Annotated in this window: 12 protein-coding genes; 8 read left to right on the top strand and 4 right to left on the bottom strand. The window is 71.6% G+C overall.

The features are described from left to right. Window positions 1–12 precede the first annotated feature (12 nt). Both WFQ05_RS11455 and WFQ05_RS11450 read right to left on the bottom strand, forming a co-directional pair. Entirely contained in the window at window positions 13–2,046 is a 2,034-nt protein-coding gene (locus WFQ05_RS11455) for a sodium-translocating pyrophosphatase (protein WP_337053906.1), read from the bottom strand. 154 nt (window positions 2,047–2,200) lie between these two features. Further along, window positions 2,201–3,358: a hypothetical protein gene (locus WFQ05_RS11450; RefSeq protein WP_337053905.1), complete on the bottom strand. Its 1,158-nt coding sequence runs from the start codon at window positions 3,356–3,358 to the stop codon at window positions 2,201–2,203. A 252-nt stretch (window positions 3,359–3,610) separates the two neighbouring features. Here WFQ05_RS11450 and WFQ05_RS11445 point away from each other — a divergent pair, with 252 nt between their 5' ends. Then, window positions 3,611–4,123, top strand: a complete 513-nt coding sequence (locus WFQ05_RS11445) for a hypothetical protein (RefSeq protein WP_130528386.1) — start codon at window positions 3,611–3,613, stop codon at window positions 4,121–4,123. A gap of 37 nt (window positions 4,124–4,160) precedes the next feature. On the opposite strand, the gene WFQ05_RS11440 is transcribed toward WFQ05_RS11445, so the two are convergent. Next, window positions 4,161–5,417 (bottom strand): 6-phosphofructokinase, encoded by a 1,257-nt coding sequence (locus WFQ05_RS11440; protein ID WP_130561522.1) that lies wholly within the window; start codon window positions 5,415–5,417, stop codon window positions 4,161–4,163. Window positions 5,418–5,548: 131 nt separating this feature from the next. Between WFQ05_RS11440 and WFQ05_RS11435 the strand changes: the two genes are divergently transcribed. From WFQ05_RS11435 to WFQ05_RS11425, 3 genes are all read left to right on the top strand, one after another. Beyond that, window positions 5,549–6,115, top strand: coding sequence for an adenylate kinase (locus tag WFQ05_RS11435; RefSeq protein WP_130517025.1), 567 nt, complete (start codon window positions 5,549–5,551; stop codon window positions 6,113–6,115). Window positions 6,116–6,243: 128 nt separating this feature from the next. Continuing rightward, window positions 6,244–7,671, top strand: a complete 1,428-nt coding sequence (mpl, locus tag WFQ05_RS11430; protein WP_337053904.1) for a UDP-N-acetylmuramate:L-alanyl-gamma-D-glutamyl-meso-diaminopimelate ligase — start codon at window positions 6,244–6,246, stop codon at window positions 7,669–7,671. Window positions 7,672–7,757: 86 nt separating this feature from the next. Continuing rightward, on the top strand, window positions 7,758–8,336 hold the full coding sequence (locus tag WFQ05_RS11425; RefSeq protein WP_130517029.1) for an LON peptidase substrate-binding domain-containing protein: 579 nt from the start codon (window positions 7,758–7,760) through the stop codon (window positions 8,334–8,336). Between the two features lie 226 nt (window positions 8,337–8,562). On the opposite strand, the gene WFQ05_RS11420 is transcribed toward WFQ05_RS11425, so the two are convergent. Next, window positions 8,563–10,602: a bifunctional DedA family/phosphatase PAP2 family protein gene (locus tag WFQ05_RS11420; protein ID WP_130528390.1), complete on the bottom strand. Its 2,040-nt coding sequence runs from the start codon at window positions 10,600–10,602 to the stop codon at window positions 8,563–8,565. A gap of 160 nt (window positions 10,603–10,762) precedes the next feature. On the opposite strand from WFQ05_RS11420, the gene WFQ05_RS11415 reads away from it, so the two are divergent. The 4 genes from WFQ05_RS11415 (at window position 10,763) to WFQ05_RS11400 (ending at window position 15,754) form a co-directional block, all read left to right on the top strand. Further along, window positions 10,763–11,581: an NAD(P)-dependent oxidoreductase gene (locus WFQ05_RS11415; RefSeq protein WP_306995936.1), complete on the top strand. Its 819-nt coding sequence runs from the start codon at window positions 10,763–10,765 to the stop codon at window positions 11,579–11,581. A gap of 53 nt (window positions 11,582–11,634) precedes the next feature. Beyond that, complete coding sequence (locus tag WFQ05_RS11410) at window positions 11,635–12,069, top strand: VOC family protein (protein ID WP_130517035.1); 435 nt, start codon at window positions 11,635–11,637, stop codon at window positions 12,067–12,069. Between the two features lie 297 nt (window positions 12,070–12,366). Next, window positions 12,367–14,241 (top strand): hypothetical protein, encoded by a 1,875-nt coding sequence (locus tag WFQ05_RS11405; RefSeq protein ID WP_337053903.1) that lies wholly within the window; start codon window positions 12,367–12,369, stop codon window positions 14,239–14,241. Between the two features lie 286 nt (window positions 14,242–14,527). After that, complete coding sequence (locus WFQ05_RS11400) at window positions 14,528–15,754, top strand: acetylornithine transaminase (protein ID WP_337053902.1); 1,227 nt, start codon at window positions 14,528–14,530, stop codon at window positions 15,752–15,754. Window positions 15,755–15,933 lie beyond the last annotated feature (179 nt).

The raw sequence follows: 15,933 nt of genomic DNA, 5'->3' as shown, positions 1-15,933 counted from the left end.
CGGGGCGCGGGCTCAGCCCAGCAGCGGAATGATGAGCAGCGCGACGATGTTGATGATCTTGATCAGCGGGTTGATCGCCGGGCCCGCGGTGTCCTTGTAGGGGTCGCCGACGGTGTCGCCGGTGACCGCGGCCTTGTGCGCCTCGCTGCCCTTGCCGCCGAAGTGCCCGTCCTCGATGTACTTCTTGGCGTTGTCCCAGGCGCCGCCGCCGGTGGTCATCGAGATGGCCACGAACAGGCCGGTGACGATGGTGCCGATCAGCAGGCCGCCCAGCGCCTGCGCGCCCAGCACCAAGCCGACGATGATCGGCACCACCACCGGCAGCAGCGAGGGCACGATCATCTCGCGGATGGCCGCGCGGGTGAGCAGGTCGACCGCGGCGTGGTACTGCGGCTTGCCGCTGCCGTCCATGATCCCGGGGATCTCGCGGAACTGGCGCCGCACTTCCTCCACCACGCTGCCGGCGGCGCGGCCCACCGCTTCCATGGCCATGGCGCCGAACAGGTAGGGAATCAGGCCGCCGATCAGCAGGCCGATGATCACGCGGTGATCGGACAGGTCGAAGCTGTAGGCCGATCCGGGATGCGCGGCGGCCAGGTTATGGGTGTAGTCGGCGAACAGCACCAGCGCGGCCAGCGCCGCCGAGCCGATCGCATAGCCCTTGGTCACCGCCTTGGTGGTGTTGCCGACCGCGTCGAGCGGGTCGGTGACCGCACGGACCTCGGCCGGCAGCTCGGCCATCTCGGCGATGCCGCCGGCGTTGTCGGTGATCGGGCCGTAGGCGTCGAGGGCGACGATCATGCCGGCCATCGACAGCATCGCCGTGGCGGCGATGGCGATGCCGTACAGGCCGCCGAGCGCGTGTGCGCCCCAGATCGCCAGGCACACGGCGACCACGGGCAGGGCGGTGGATTTCATCGACACGCCCAGGCCGGCGATGATGTTGGTGCCATGGCCGGTGGTGGAGGCCTGCGCGACGTGCTGCACCGGCTTGTACTGGGTGCCGGTGTAGTACTCGGTGATCCACACGATCACGCCGGTCAGGACCAGACCGATCAGGGCGCAGCCGTACAGCGGCAGGGCGCCGATGGCCGAGTCGCGCATCAGGGCGGTGGTGATGGGGTAGAAGGCGATCGCGGCCAGCACTGCCGAGACGATCACGCCCTTGTACAGCGCGCCCATGATCGAGCCGCCAGCCTTCACCCGCACGAACAGCGCGCCGATGATCGAGGCGATGATCGACACCCCGCCCAGCACCAGCGGGTAGAGGATCGCGTTCGCGCCGGCCTGCGCGGCCATCAGCCCGCCCAGCAGCATGGTCGCGATCACCGTGACCGCGTAGGTCTCGAACAGGTCGGCGGCCATGCCGGCGCAGTCGCCCACGTTGTCGCCGACGTTGTCGGCGATCACCGCCGGATTGCGCGGATCGTCCTCGGGGATGCCGGCCTCGACCTTGCCCACCAGGTCGGCGCCCACGTCCGCGCCCTTGGTGAAGATGCCGCCGCCTAAGCGCGCGAAGATCGAGATCAGCGACGAGCCGAAGGCCAGCCCGACCAGCGCATGCAGCGCCTGCTCGGTCGGCACGTGCAGCACATGGGTCAGCAGCGCCCAGTAGCCGGCCACGCCCAGCAGGCCCAGCCCCACCACCAGCATCCCGGTGATCGCCCCGCCGCGGAAGGCCACGTCCATCGCCGGCCCCATGCCGTGGCGCGCGGCCTCGGCGGTGCGCACGTTGGCCCGCACCGAGACATTCATGCCGATGTAGCCGGCCGCGCCCGACAGCACCGCGCCCAGGGCGAAGCCGATCGCGGTCGGCCAGCTGAGGAAGACGCCGACCAGCACGAACAGGACCGCCCCGGCGATGGCGATGGTCAGGTACTGGCGGTTGAGATAGGCGCGCGCGCCCTCCTGCACGGCCGCAGCGATCTGCTGCATGCGCGCGTTGCCGGCCGGGCGCGAGAGCACCCAGCGCGACGAGACAATTCCGTACAGGATGGCGATTGCCGCGCATGCCAGCGCCAGCGCAAGACCGTAGTGTTCCAACATGACCCCTCCCAAGGCAGATGGACGGTTCGCCGCGCGCATCGACACGCCCGGCGCCGAGGACGGGCGTCGATCGACCGGTGCCCGTTGTGGGGCAGTGTAGGCCTGCGCGCGCTCGGCGCGATGATGCAGTGCCGCGCGATGCGTGATGGCGCGCTCAGGCGTCGGCGCGCCGCTGGGCAGTGGAGTGCGGTCGGGCCGGTGCCGGCGGCGTGGCGCCGGCACCGGCGGTCGATGCCAGGCCCAGGGCCAGCATGCGCCCGGTCACCCCGTCCCAGTCCAGCACGCCGCTGTTGTCGATGCCGGCGCGGTCGTAGGCCAGGGCGCGGCGCAGCGCCGCCACGATGCTGCCCTCCACGCCGGGCGTGTAGGCCGAGGTGTGCACGCCGCGCGCGGCGAAGTCCGGCGCCACGATCGGCACCCGGCAATAGGTGTACTGCAGCATCTTCATGCTCGACTGGCTCAGGTAGTCGGCATTGAGCGCCGGCCGGTACGGCGCCAGTCCCGCATCGGCATGCTGCAGGTAGGGCACGATCGCATCGAAGGGCTGCTCGCCGTGCTCGACCACGTTGGGCGGCGGCGCCTGCAGCCGCGCGCCCTTGCCGAACAGGTGGAAGCGCACCTGCGGCTCGGCGCGCGCCATGCAGTCCACGGCGTGGTCGTCGAACAGCATGTCGCCCACGCTGACCACGTTGCGCGTGCCGGCCGGGTAGGGCGAGGGCCGCGGGGTGTCGAACAGCGCCTTGTCGATGCCGTGCGGGATGTAGTGCACGTGGGGCACGTGCGGGTAGTCGGCCACCATCACCTCGGCCGGCACGCGCACCAGGCTGAAGTGCGGCAGCGCCTCGCGCTCGGCATCCAGGATCAGCGGGTGGTACTTGAGCGTGGCGATGCGGTCGCACACGCTGTAGATGAAGCGCGCCTGCGGGAAGCGCCGTGCCAGGGCCGGCACCAGGCACAGGCCGGCGCCGTTCTCCACGACGAACACATCGGCATCGGCGATGCCCTGCAACAGCGTGCGCGTGAGCATCGCCGGATACAGCGAGAACAGCGGCCGGGTGATCGCGTCCAGCGCCGGGCGCCCCAGCGACAGTGGATGCAGCGCCGGCCGCCACAGGTACTTGCGCACGCCGGGCCCGACCTGGCGCCAGGCGTTGAACGGCCCCTGGAACCGGCGTGCCTGCGGCTTGAGCCGGGTCAGCGGGCTCAGGCCCACGGTCACGAAATCCACCGCGTGCCCCTGCCGCGCCAGCGACTCGGTCCAGAAGTGAAAGTCCACCTTGCGCGCCGAAGTGGCCTCGTGGACGGTCAGCATCACAATCTTCAAAACGCGAATACCCTCAAACACGCACGGCGGGAACGTTGCGCGTCCTCCATCTCGCCGGGATGACATGGCGTGATGGAGTCCCCGCGCCTAGTTGAACGCGAGCCCGCCATGACACAGGTCACGCGCTTGCGCGCTCGGTTCAGCGCGGTGTGGATACGGTGAACGGGCGAAGCGATCCGGTGTTCAGCCAGCGCGTGCCAGCCTGCCGGCCGCTTCCCTTCCCTTAGAAAGGACCTGCCCATGTCCGCATCCGCTTCCCGCCTGGTCCTGGCCGGCCTGCTGTGCCTGCCGCTGACGGCGCTGGCCCAGCAGTCGCCCGAAATCCAGCGCCCGGTCGGCACCCCCCAGGCCAACGGCGTGCTGCATACGCTGCGCCAGATCCCCGAGGCCTGCACCCGCATCGAAGGCCGCTTCACCGGCGAGGCCGCCCAGCCCTATGCGATGAACCTGGTGCGCACCAGCAGCGTCTGCCAGGCGCGCGCGATGTTCATGGACTACGACAAGGTCCAGCCCAGCGAGGCCAAGGGCTGGAAGCTCAACGACATCATCAAGGTGCCCTCGGCCAGCTGCGCCGGCCAGCAGGCGGTGGTGCAGGTGTGGCGCAAGCCGGCCGGGCAGGCACTCAAGCTCGACGGCCAGGAACGCGCCCGCCTGTACCTGCAGGACGCCAAGGCCCAGGCCCAGGCCGGCAAGCTGGCCGCGCTGCCGGCCTACGCGGCCAAGCTCGAAGTCGAGGGCAAGCCCTGCCGGTGAGCACGGTGCTCAGGCCTCCGCCCGGGAATGCGCGGCCTCAGCCTTCCCAGGCGGGCAGTTTCTGCTTCACCGCCACGTTCTTGAGTTCCACGTACTTGGGCAGGCCGTCGCGGCCGTAGGGCAGCGGTGCCTCGCCCTGGATCAGCGGCGAGAGGTAGCGGCGCGCGCGCTCGGTGATGCCGAAGCCGTCCTTGCGGATGAAGCCGGCCGGCATGGTCTTCTCGTGGTTGGCGACCTTGGACAGCGGCGCCGGGGCGATCTTCCAGCGGTAGGGCGCGTCGGCGCCGCGCACGATCACCGGCATGACCGCGTTGTGCCCGGCCAGGGCGTACTGCACGGCCGCCTTGCCCACGGCCTGGGCCTGATCCCAGTCGGTCTTGGAGGCGATGTGGCGGGCCGAGCGCTGCAGATAGTCCGGCAGCGCCCAGTGCACCTTGTAGCCCAGCGCGGCCTTGACCTTGCCGGCCAGATACGAAGCCACGCCGCCCAGCTGGGCATGGCCGAAGGCATCGGTGCCGCCGCCGGCGTCGGCGACGAAACGGCCGTCGGCGCTGCGGATGCCTTCGCTGGCCACGACCACGCAATAGCCGACGCGCTTGACCACCTTGTCCACCTGGGCCAGGAAGGCGGCCTCGTCGTAGGCGCGCTCGGGGAACAGGATCAGATGCGGCGCCTGGTCCGGGCCGGTGCCGGCCAGGCCCGCGGCCGCGGCCAGCCAGCCGGCGTGGCGGCCCATGGCCTCGTAGACGAAGACCTTGGTCGAGGTCTCGGCCATCGCCGCCACGTCCAGCGCGCATTCGCGCACCGACACGGCGGTGTACTTGGCCGCCGAGCCGAAGCCGGGGCAGGTGTCGGTGACCGCCAGGTCGTTGTCGATGGTCTTGGGCACGCCCACGCAGGTCAGCGGATAGCCGAAGGCCTGGGCCAGCTGGGAGACCTTCCACGCGGTATCGGCCGAGTCGTTGCCGCCGTTGTAGAGGAACCAGCGCACGCCATGGGCCTTGAGCACCTCCAGCAGACGCTCGTATCGGGCGCGGTCGGCCTCCAGCGACTTGAGCTTGACCCGGCACGAGCCGAACGCGCCGCCCGGCGTATGCGCCAGCGCGGCGATCGCCGCGGCCGATTCCTTCGAGGTGTCGATCAGCTCCTCGCGCAGGGCGCCGAGGATGCCGTTGCGCGCCGCCAGGACCTTGACCTTGTGCCGCCTGGCCTCGCCGATGACGCCGGCGGCGGTGGCATTGATGACGGCGGTCACGCCGCCGGACTGCGCGTACAACAGGGTGGAAGCCGCCATCGTCTTTCCTGGGGTCTGGACCGGATGGGGTAAGCTTCCCATATCGATGCGCCGGTCGCGTCGGCGCCGCCGCCGTGCTGGCTGCCCGCTCCGGCCTCACAGGTTTCCTCATTGAATGCTGGAGTGACACGATGCGACTGGTTCTTCTGGGACCGCCCGGTTCGGGCAAGGGCACGCAGGCCACGCGCCTGAAGGACCACTTCAAGGTCCCGCACATCTCCACCGGCGACCTGCTGCGTGCCGAGGTGGCGGCCGGCACCGAGCTCGGCAAGCAGGCCAAGGCGGTGATGGATGCCGGCAACCTGGTCTCTGACGAGATCCTGCTGGGCATGCTCGAATCGCGCCTGTCCCAGCCCGACGTCGCCAACGGTTTCATCCTGGACGGCTATCCGCGCAACCTGGCCCAGGCCGACGCGCTGAACCAGCTGCTGGCCCGCATCGGCCAGCCGATGGACGCGGCCGTGCAGCTGGACGTGCCGACCGAGCTGCTGGTCGAGCGCATCGCCGGCCGCGCCCAGGCCGAGGGCCGCGCCGACGACAACCCCGAGTCGGTGCGCAAGCGCCTGCAGGTCTACGCGGACAGCACCGCGCCGGTGATCGACTTCTACAAGCAGCAGGGCCGCCTGACCGTGGTCGACGGCGTGGGCGAGCTGGACGAAGTCACCCAGCGGCTGACCGAGGCGCTGGCCAAGCGCTAGTCGAAAGCCAGGAGTGAGCGCGCAGGAGTGAGGACCGAGCAGAGGCAACCGCTGCCGGATTGGCTCGCTCCTCGCTTCTCGCTCCTCCCGCTCACTCCTCGCTCTTTCCCCTCACTCCTGCTGCAACGATGAGCAAACTGCACATCCTCGGCATCGCCGGCACCTTCATGGGCGGCGTGGCGGCGCTGGCGCGCGAGCTGGGCCACACCGTCGAAGGCAGCGACCAGGCGATCTATCCGCCCATGTCCACGCAGCTGGAGCGGCTGGGCATCGCGCTGGCGCAGGGCTATGCGCCTGCCAACATCTCGCCGGACTGCGATGCGGTGATCATCGGCAACGCGCTGTCGCGCGGCAACGCCGCGGTGGAGGCGGTGCTCGACGCCGGCCGCGCCTACACCTCCGGCGCGCAGTGGCTGAGCGAGGCGGTGCTGCCCGGGCGCACCACGCTGGCCGTGGCCGGCACGCACGGCAAGACCACCACCACCACCATCCTGGCCTATCTGCTGGAGGCCGCCGGGCGCGCGCCGGGCTTCCTGATCGGCGGGGTGGCCGAGGACTTCGGCGTGTCGGCGCGGCTCGGAGGCTCGCCCGCCGCGGCCGCATTCGGCGCTGCGCCGGACCAGGGCGATCCGGCGCCGGACGCCGACGCGCCGCTCTTCGTGGTCGAAGCCGACGAGTACGACACCGCCTTCTTCGACAAGCGCAGCAAGTTCGTGCACTACCGGCCGCGCGTGGCGATCCTCAACAACCTCGAGTACGACCACGCCGACATCTTCCCCGACCTGGCCGCGATCCAGCGCCAGTTCCATCATCTGGTGCGCACCGTGCCGGGCAACGGCCGGCTGATCGTCAACGGCGCCGATGCGCGCCTGGACGAGGTGCTGGCGATGGGCTGCTGGACGCCGGTGGAGCGCTTCGGCTTCGATGCTTCGCTGGACTGGAGCGCGCGCCTGATCGAGGCCGACGGCAGTGCCTTCGCCGTGCTGCGGCATGGGGTGGAAGTGGGCCAGGTGCATTGGCCGCTGGTGGGCCGGCACAACGTGCTCAACGGCCTGGCGGCGCTGGCGACCGCCAACGCCGTGGGTGTGGACATCGCCGGCGTGATGCCGGCGCTGGCCGCGTTCCGCAGCGTCAAGCGCCGGCTGGAGGTGATCGGCCAGGCGCGCGGCGTCACTGTGTACGACGATTTCGCCCATCACCCCACGGCCATCGCCACCACGCTCGAGGGCCTGCGTGCGAAGGTCGGCGCGGCGCGCATCGTGGTGGCGATGGAGCCGCGCAGCAATTCGATGCGGCTGGGCGCGCACGCGCTGGCGCTGGCGCCGTCGCTGGATGGCGCCGATGCGGTGGTGTTCCTGCACCGGCCCGAGCTGGCCTGGGACGCCGGCAAGGTGATCGCCGCGGTCCGCGGCCAGGCGCATGCGGTGCCCGACAGCGATGCGCTGATCGCCGCGCTGGGCACGCTGGTGCGCGAGGGCGACCATGTGGTGTTCATGTCCAACGGCGGCTTCGACGGGGCGCCGCGGCGCTTCCTGGCGTCCTTGCAGCAGGAGTGAGCGAAAGCCGCGCCTGTGCGCCCTGGCCGTTGCGCACTTCGCTTCGCTCACCCCTCTTCACCTCCGCTCTGCCTACACTCCCGGCCATGCCCGCGACCGAGACGCTTCCCCTGTTCCCGCTCAACACCGTGCTGCTGCCCGGGGCGGGGCTGGGGCTGCGGGTGTTCGAGCGTCGCTATCTGGACCTGATCCGGGAATGCGGGCGCAGCGGGCGCGGCTTCGGCGTGTGCCTGATCCTGCAGGGCGGCGAGGCCGGCGCCCCCGCGACGCCGGCGGCCTATGGCACCGAGGCGACCATCGAGGACTTCGGCACCGGCAGCGACGGCCTGCTGACCCTGCGCCTGCGCGGCGGCCGGCGCTTCCACGTACAGCGCACGCGGGTGCGGGACAACGGGCTGGTGGTGGGCGAGGTGGACTGGTGTCCGCCCGAGGACGACGACGAACTGCGCCCCGAGCACGGCCTGCTGGCCACGGTGCTGGAGAAGATCTTCGAGAAAGCCGGCGCGACCCCGCCCGGCATGACCGCCGCCGACCTGGACAGCGCCGCCTGGGTGGGCTGGCGCCTGGCCGAACTGCTGCCGCTCAGCGACGCCCAGCGCCTGGCCGTGCTGCAGGAAGACGATCCGCATGCGCGCCTGGATCATCTGCTGGCGCTGATGGCCTAGCGCCTTCGTCGGCTAACGCCGCGACACACGCTCCGCCGTCGTTAGCCGCGACAAACTCGCTACCGTCGTTCCCGCGCAGGCGGGAACCCAGTGGCTTTCCCGACGACAACCAAGGCACTGGAATCCCGCTTTCGCGGGAGCGACGGGCGCTTGATCGGCGTTGATGGACGGCGACCGTCCGAACGGCCGGTCACCCGCAGCGGGCATCGCACCCGCGCCGCAGGCCTCAGCGCGCCCGCACCGGCGGCAGCTGCGCGGGCGGGGCGTGTTCCAGCGGCAGCTGATCGGTGCGCAGGCGCAGCACCGGCAGGCCGGAGGACGGATGCGGCGCCAGCGCCTGCGGCAGGCCGCGCACCGAATCGCGCACCTGATCCAGCGAGGCGTCGGCGTCGGGCAGCGGCCGCCACATGCCGACCAGCCCGAACAGGGTCTGGTGGCGCAGCGTCTGCGCGCCGCCGATCCACAGCGGCACCTGGCCCGGCTGCAGCGCGATCGGGCTGGCCCACAGGCGCAGCGCGTACTGCTGGTCGGCGCGCGGGCCGGGCTTGAGCATCAGCAGGCTCTCGGCGCGCGTGTCCAGCGTCGCCGGCAGCACCGGATGGCGTTCCGGCGGCAGGTCGCTGTCCAGCAGCTGCAGCGCGCGCTCCCAGCCGGCCTGCGGCTGCAGGCGCCAGCCCTGGTCTTCCAGATGGCGCACCAGCGGCTGCAGCGGGCCGGCGACCTGCACGTCCAGCGGCCAGCGCTGGGCGTCGTCGAACTCGTTGCGCGTGGCCGGCAGCTTGCGCCAGTCGTCCTTCCACCAGTCCGGCAAGGGCCGGGCGATCGAGGCGATCGGCGCATCGAACAGCGCCAGCATGCGATCCACCGCGCGCGGCCCGTGCCACAGCGCGGCCAGCACGAACACGCCGTAGAACAGCCAGGCCAGCGGCTTGACCCACAGCGAGCGCCGCACCCGGCTGCGGTAGGCCACGCCCAGGATCAGCACCCACACCACGCCCAGCAGGGTGCCGCCGACCACATCGCTGAGCCAGTGCGCGCCCAGGTAGATGCGGGCGAAGCCGATCGTGCTGACCACCACGCCGGCGACCACGTACGGCCAGGCGCGGTCGCGGCCCGGCAGCTCGCGCGAGATCAGCACGGCGAAGAAGCCGAAGATGATCGTGCTCATGGTCACCGCCTTGGACGGGAAGCCGAAGCCCCCCGCCACCACCGGCGGCTTGGGAATGTCCACCACCACGCCCAGCCAGCCGGTCAGGGCCACGCCGAAGACGATCGCCGCCACCCAGTGGCCCACCGCCAGCCAGCGCTTGCGCCAGGCCAGGTAGCCCAGCACCGCCAGCCAGGCCGGCGCCAGCACGTCGGCATCCCCGATCGCTGCGATCGCCGCCAGCGGGCGGTCGGCCAGCGGGTTGCGCAGGCTGTGCATGAGTTCATACAGCGCCAGGTCCACGCCCAGCGGTTCGCCATGGCCCAGCACCACCACCAGGAAGGCGAACAGCACCCAGGCCAGGGCCAGCAGCGCCACCGCCAGCACCGCCAGCGACACCGTCTCGCGGCGCCGGGGGTCGAACAGCGCCACCGAATGGCGCCCCAACACCGGATGCGCGCGCGACCAGGCCAGGCCGCGCGCGAGCAGCGCATCGGCATGCGCGGCGAACCAGCGGTAGCTGTACAGCACCGCCGCCCAGATCACGCCCAGCACCACCAGCAGCAGGCCCACCACCACCGCCAGGCGCCCGGCGACCGCGGCGACCGCGTCGTAGGCCTGGCCCAGCATCCAGCCCGGCAGCAGGAACAGCACCGCCCAGGACAGGCCGGCCGCCGCGCTGGCCGGCAGATAGCGCTTGAGCGGCATGTGCAGCATGCCGGCCACCGCCGGCACGAACGGCCGGATCGGCCCGACATAGCGCGCGATGAAGATCGCCTTGAGGCTGTTGCGGTGGAACAGGCGCTCGCCGCGCTCGAGCAGCTGCGGATACTTGCTGAAGGGCCAGTGCGCGCGCAGCTGAGTGCCCCAGCGCCGGCCCACCCAGAAGCTCACCCCGTCGCCGACGAAGGCGCCCAGCGCCGCGCACACCACCGCGTAGGGGCCGGACAGTTCTCCCAGCCCGATCACCACGCCCACGCCGATCAGCAGCGGCAGCGCGGGCACGATCGCGCCCAGCACGATCAGCGAATCGCACAGGGCAATGAGGAAGACCACCGCGCCGGCGGCGACCGGATGCGCGGCGATCCAGTCGAGCAGGCCGTCGAACCAGGAGTCCATCGGCGAAATTATAGGTGCCCGGCGCGGGCGCGCAGGAGCGCGAAGTGAACGGCGCCCGCGTGCGGCGCCCGGTCCTCGCCTGCCGCGCATGCCGCCCTGTGCGGGCCTGGCACTTAAACTTGCGCGGCGACCGGCCCGGTCGCGCCATTGGCGCTCGCGCATGACGACTCTGTCAGGCAAGACTCTTTTTATCACCGGCGGCTCGCGCGGCATCGGCCTGGCCATCGCGCTGCGCGCCGCGCGCGACGGCGCCAACGTGGCCATCGCCGCCAAGTCCTCGGTGCCCAATCCCAAGCTGCCCGGCACCATCCACAGCGCGGCCCAGGCGGTGAACGAGGCCGGCGGAAGCGGCCTGGCCCTGCAGTGCGACATCCGCGAGGAGGATCAGGTGCGCGCGGCGGTGGCGGCCACGGTCGACACCTTCGGCGGCATCGACATCCTCATCAACAACGCCAGCGCGATCTGGCTGCGCGGCACGCTGGACACGCCGATGAAGCGCTTCGACCTGATGCAGCAGGTCAACGCGCGCGGCAGCTTCCTGTGCGCGCAGGCCTGCCTGCCGCACCTGCTGCAGGCGCCCAATCCGCACATCCTGACCCTGTGCCCGCCGCCGTCGCTGGATCCCAAGTGGTGGGGCCCGCACACCGGCTACACGCTGGCCAAGATGGGCATGAGCCTGGTCACGCTGGGCCTGGCGGCCGAGTTCGGCCCGCAGGGCGTGGCGGTCAACGGCCTGTGGCCGCGCACGCTGATCGCCACCGACGCGCTGAACATGATCCCCGGCGTGTCGCTGGCCAACGGGCGCTCGCCTGCGATCATGGGCGACGCCGCCCACGCCGTGCTGACCCGCCGTGCGACGGACTGCACCGGCCAGTTCCTGATCGACGATCAGGTGCTGGCCCAGGCCGGCGTCCACGACTTGTCCGGCTACGCCATCGACCCCACCCAGCCGTTGCTGCCGGACCTGTTCCTGGACTGACCGGCCCTCAGGCCCGCTGGTGCCTCTTTCCCCCTCTCGAGTTGTTCAACACCATGAAATATCTGCACGCCATGCTCCGCGTCCGCGACCTGGACGCCACCGCCAAGTTCTTCACCGAAGGGCTGGGCCTGCGCGAGACCCGCCGCAAGGACAGCCCCGAAGGCCGCTACACGCTGGTCTACTTCGGCGCCCCGGAGAACCCCGAGGCCGAGGTCGAGCTGACCTACAACTGGCCGGCCGAGGATGGCAGCGTCGAGGACTACGGCAGCGCCCGCAACTTCGGCCACCTGGCCTTCGAGGTGGACGACATCTACGCCGCCTGCGCCCACCTGCAGTCGCTGGGTGTCACCATCAACCGCCCGCCGCGCGATGGCTACATGGCCTTCGTGCGCAGCCCGGACCTGATCTCCATCGAGCTGCTGCAGAAGGGCAAGCCCCTGGCCCCGGCCGAGCCCTGGGCCTCGATGGCCAATACCGGCACCTGGTAAGCCGCCTTCCCCGCGGCGCCGGACGGCGCCGCGGGCTTCGGCCCGCAGTGCCTGCGCCGTGTGCGCTGGCAGGACGCGCGCCGTCCAGTTGGAGGCACTAATCCGCCGTTCCCGCAAAAGCGGGAACCCCGGGCTCTGGGGTGCCCCCGTGGAGGTCACCGGGCTCTTCCGCGCGCCGTGCGCGCGGGGCTCGGCGCCGCGCCGGGCTGGCCGTATCATCGCCGCCGGCCGACGCGCGCTGGCCCGGGTCGAGGGCGCGGGCGGGCCGTGTCTTTCGTCCTTTGCCGGTATCGCCGAATGATGTCTTCTTCCGTGGCGCAGCGCCGCCTGCGCTGGCCGGCACCGGCCTATGCCGCCATCGCGCTGGTGGCCTGCGCGTTCGCCTTCGTCGGGCTGGCCCGCAGCAACTACTGGGCCGATGAGCTGTTCACCGTCTACGTGATCGGCGGAGGCGACGGCCTGGCCGGCGTCTGGCGGCGCGCGCTGACCGACGTGCATCCGCCGCTGTACTACATGCTGCTGTATGGCTGGAGCCGGCTGGGCGGGCTGTCCGAGGTCTGGCTGCGCCTGTCCAGCGCGCTGTGCGCGGTGCTGGCGCTGGCGCTGACCGCGCGCGTGCTGTGGCGGCGCTTCAGCCCGGCGGCGCTGGGCTTCGCCCTGGCGCTGGTGGCGGTGTCCACGTTCTGGTTCGAACAGTCGCAGAACGCGCGCAGCTATGGCGCGGCGATCCTGATCGCCGCGGCGCTGATGGGCCTGACGCTGCGCCTGCGCGAACGCACGCCGGCGACCGGGGCCTTCCCGTGGGGCGCGTTCGCCGCGCTGTTCGCGCTGGGCCTGGCCGGCAGCCTGATGCATTTCTACCTGCTGCTGCTCACCGGCATGGTGCTGGCCTGGCTGCTGCCGGTGCCGCGCCTGCGCGTGCCGGTGATCCTGGCCGGTCTGCTGATCCTGGCCGTGGTCGGCGGCTACACCTGGCTGCTGCTGCACGCCACGCAGCAGGACGTGGACAAGACCTGGTACCGCGCCGACGTGCACTTCTTCTGGTCGCAGACGCGCATCGCGCGCAAGCACCTGGCCGCGGCCGGCGCGAGCTGGGCGCTGACCGCGCTGATCGTGGCCGCGCTGTGGCAGCGCTGGCGCGGCGGCCGCGGCAGCCTGGGCGCGCGCGTGCCGGACGGAGGTCGCCACGCGGCACGGCTGGCGCTGTTCGTGCTGCTCGGGGTGATCGCCAGCGGCGTGCTGGTCAGCTGCCTGGTCGCCCCGTCGTATTCGGCGCGCAATGTGCTGATCACCCTGCCGTTCCTGTGCGCGCTGCTGGCCTGGCTGTACGAGGCGGCCGGCCCGCGCCTGTTCGGGCGCGGCGGCCAGCTCGCCGCCGCGCTGCTGGTGGTGGCCCTGGCCAGCGGGCTGTGGATGTGCAGCGGGCGCTTCGTCGAGCGCAACGAGCCCTGGCGCAGCGGCGCGCAGTTCGTCGCGCGCATGCCTGGCTGCGCGGGGCAGCAGATCCCGGTGATGCATCCCTACAAGTTCGGTCCGCCCACGCCGCAGTACCGGGCCTTCGCCGAGCGCCAGTTCTTCGGCCACTACACACCGGCCGGGATGCAGCTGCGCGCGTGGATGCCCAACGAACTGGTCGGCCGCCACCGCGTGCCGGAGCTGACGGCGTTGCTGGCGGCGCGCGCGCAGCAGGCCGGCAGCGGCGCCTGCCCGCTGCTGGCCTGGGCGGTGCACGATTTGGACAAGAAGTCCGCACCGCTGCTGGCGCAGGACCTGGCGCGTGCGCCAGGCATCGCGCCGGCGCGGGTGGTGATGCAGACCTTCGAGCGCGCGCGGCGTCGCTCGACCGGCTGGGCGCCGGTGGAGGATGGCTTCGTCTTCTACGTAGTGCCGGCGGCCGCGCCCGGCGCCGCGCCTGCCGACCCCGGGCCGCTGGTGGCGATGCCCGCGGGCACGCTGGGCAAGCGCGAGGTGGTGACGCTGCTGCCGCCCGCGCCGGGGCAGGGCACGGTGGACCGCTTCGGCGTCCAGGACTGGCGCGACGGGACGCTGCAGCGCCAGGACACGGTCAGCACGCCGCAGCTGTTCTGCGATCCGCCGATGCGCGCCGACAGCGAGATCCGGCCCAATGCCAAGCGGCCTGGCTGTGCGGCGCCGGTGGGCGCTTCCCGGTAAAGCCCATCGCCGCCATTGGCCGAAAAGGCCCCAAGGGCGGCTCCCCAACTGTAGAGCGGAGCTTGCTCCGCTGGGGCCGTCCCGACGAACCGAACGAAAGGAGCGGAGTCCCCAAAAGGGGATTGCCACAAGCTCCGCTCTACAGTGCGCCCCTGGGGCCTTTTCGGCCAATGGCGGCGATGGGCTTTACCGAGGCAACGCCAGGCATCGCAGTGACCCCACACGCACCACCAGGCGATCGGCGACAATGCCCCGCTCATCCCCTCCGCACGCAGGACCGATCGCCATGACCGCCGCTTCCGACCTCATCGCCTCCGCCAAGCAGTACACGCTCAGCGTGTACCGCCAGCGCGAACTGGTGCTGGAGCGAGGCCAGGGCGCCCACGTGTGGGATACCGAAGGCCGCGAGTACATCGACCTGGCGGCCGGCATCGCCGTGTGCGGCCTGGGCCACCACGATCCGGACCTCACCGCCGCGCTGATCGAACAGGCCGGCAAGCTCTGGCACACCAGCAACATCTTCTACAGCGAGCCGCCGCTGCGCCTGGCGCAGGAGCTGGTGGAGGCCTCGCGCTTCGCCACCCGCGCCTTTTTGTGCAACTCCGGCGCCGAGGCCAACGAGGCGGCGATCAAGCTGGTGCGCAAGTGGGCGGCCGGGCAGGGGCGCGCGCCCGAGCGGCGCGTGATCGTCACCTTCCGCGGCAGCTTCCACGGCCGCACGCTGGCCACGGTCACCGCCACCGCCCAGCCCAAGTACCAGGAAGGCTACGAGCCGCTGCCCGGCGGCTTCCGCTATGTGGACTTCAACGACCTGGCCCAGCTGGAAGCGGCGATGGCCGGCGGCGACGTGGCCGCGGTGATGCTCGAGCCGGTGCAGGGCGAGGGCGGCGTGCTGCCGGCCGCGCCGGGCTATCTGAAGGGGGTCGAGGCGCTGTGCCGCCAGCACGATGCGCTGCTGGTGCTGGACGAGATCCAGTGCGGCATGGGCCGCACCGGTGAGCTGTTCGCGCACTGGCAGGACGGGGTGACGCCGGACATCGTGACCCTGGCCAAGGCCCTGGGCGGCGGCTTCCCGATCGGCGCGATGCTGGTGGGGCCGAAGGTGGCCGAGGTGATGCAGTTCGGCGCGCACGGCACCACCTTCGGCGGCAATCCGCTGGGCGCGGCGGTGGCGCGCGTGGCGTTGGCCAAGCTGGGCTCGCCGCAGATCGCGGCCAATGTCGTGCGCCAGTCGCAGGCGCTGCGGGCGGCGCTGGCCCGCCTGGATGGCGAGCTGCAGCTGTTCTCCGAGGTGCGCGGCCGCGGGCTGATGCTCGGCGCGGTGCTGCGCCCGGCGTACGCCGGCCAGGCCGCGGCCATCCTCGACGCCTGCGCCGCGCACGGCCTGCTGCTGCTGCAGGCCGGGCCGGACGTGCTGCGCTTCGTGCCGGCGCTCAACCTCACCGACGAGGAACTGGCCGAAGGCCTCACCCGCCTGGAAGCCGCCCTGCGCGACTGGCTGGCCGCGCGCTGAGAGGCCGGCCAAGCCTGTGGGAACAACGCGCTTTTCCGATCAAGTCGCCACCGCCCTGTAGAGCGGAGCTTGCTCCGCTGGGGCTTTCCCGATGATCCGGCCGAAATGCAGCGGAGCAAGCTCCGCTCTACAGGGGGAGCGGGCCCTGTGGCCTTCTTGGCCTACGGCGGCGAAGGTGT

Source organism: Pseudoxanthomonas sp. USHLN014 (assembly GCF_037153335.1).
GTDB classification, from domain to species: Bacteria; Pseudomonadota; Gammaproteobacteria; order Xanthomonadales; family Xanthomonadaceae; genus Pseudoxanthomonas_A; species Pseudoxanthomonas_A winnipegensis.
This window is presented reverse-complemented; position numbering and strand designations above follow the sequence as displayed.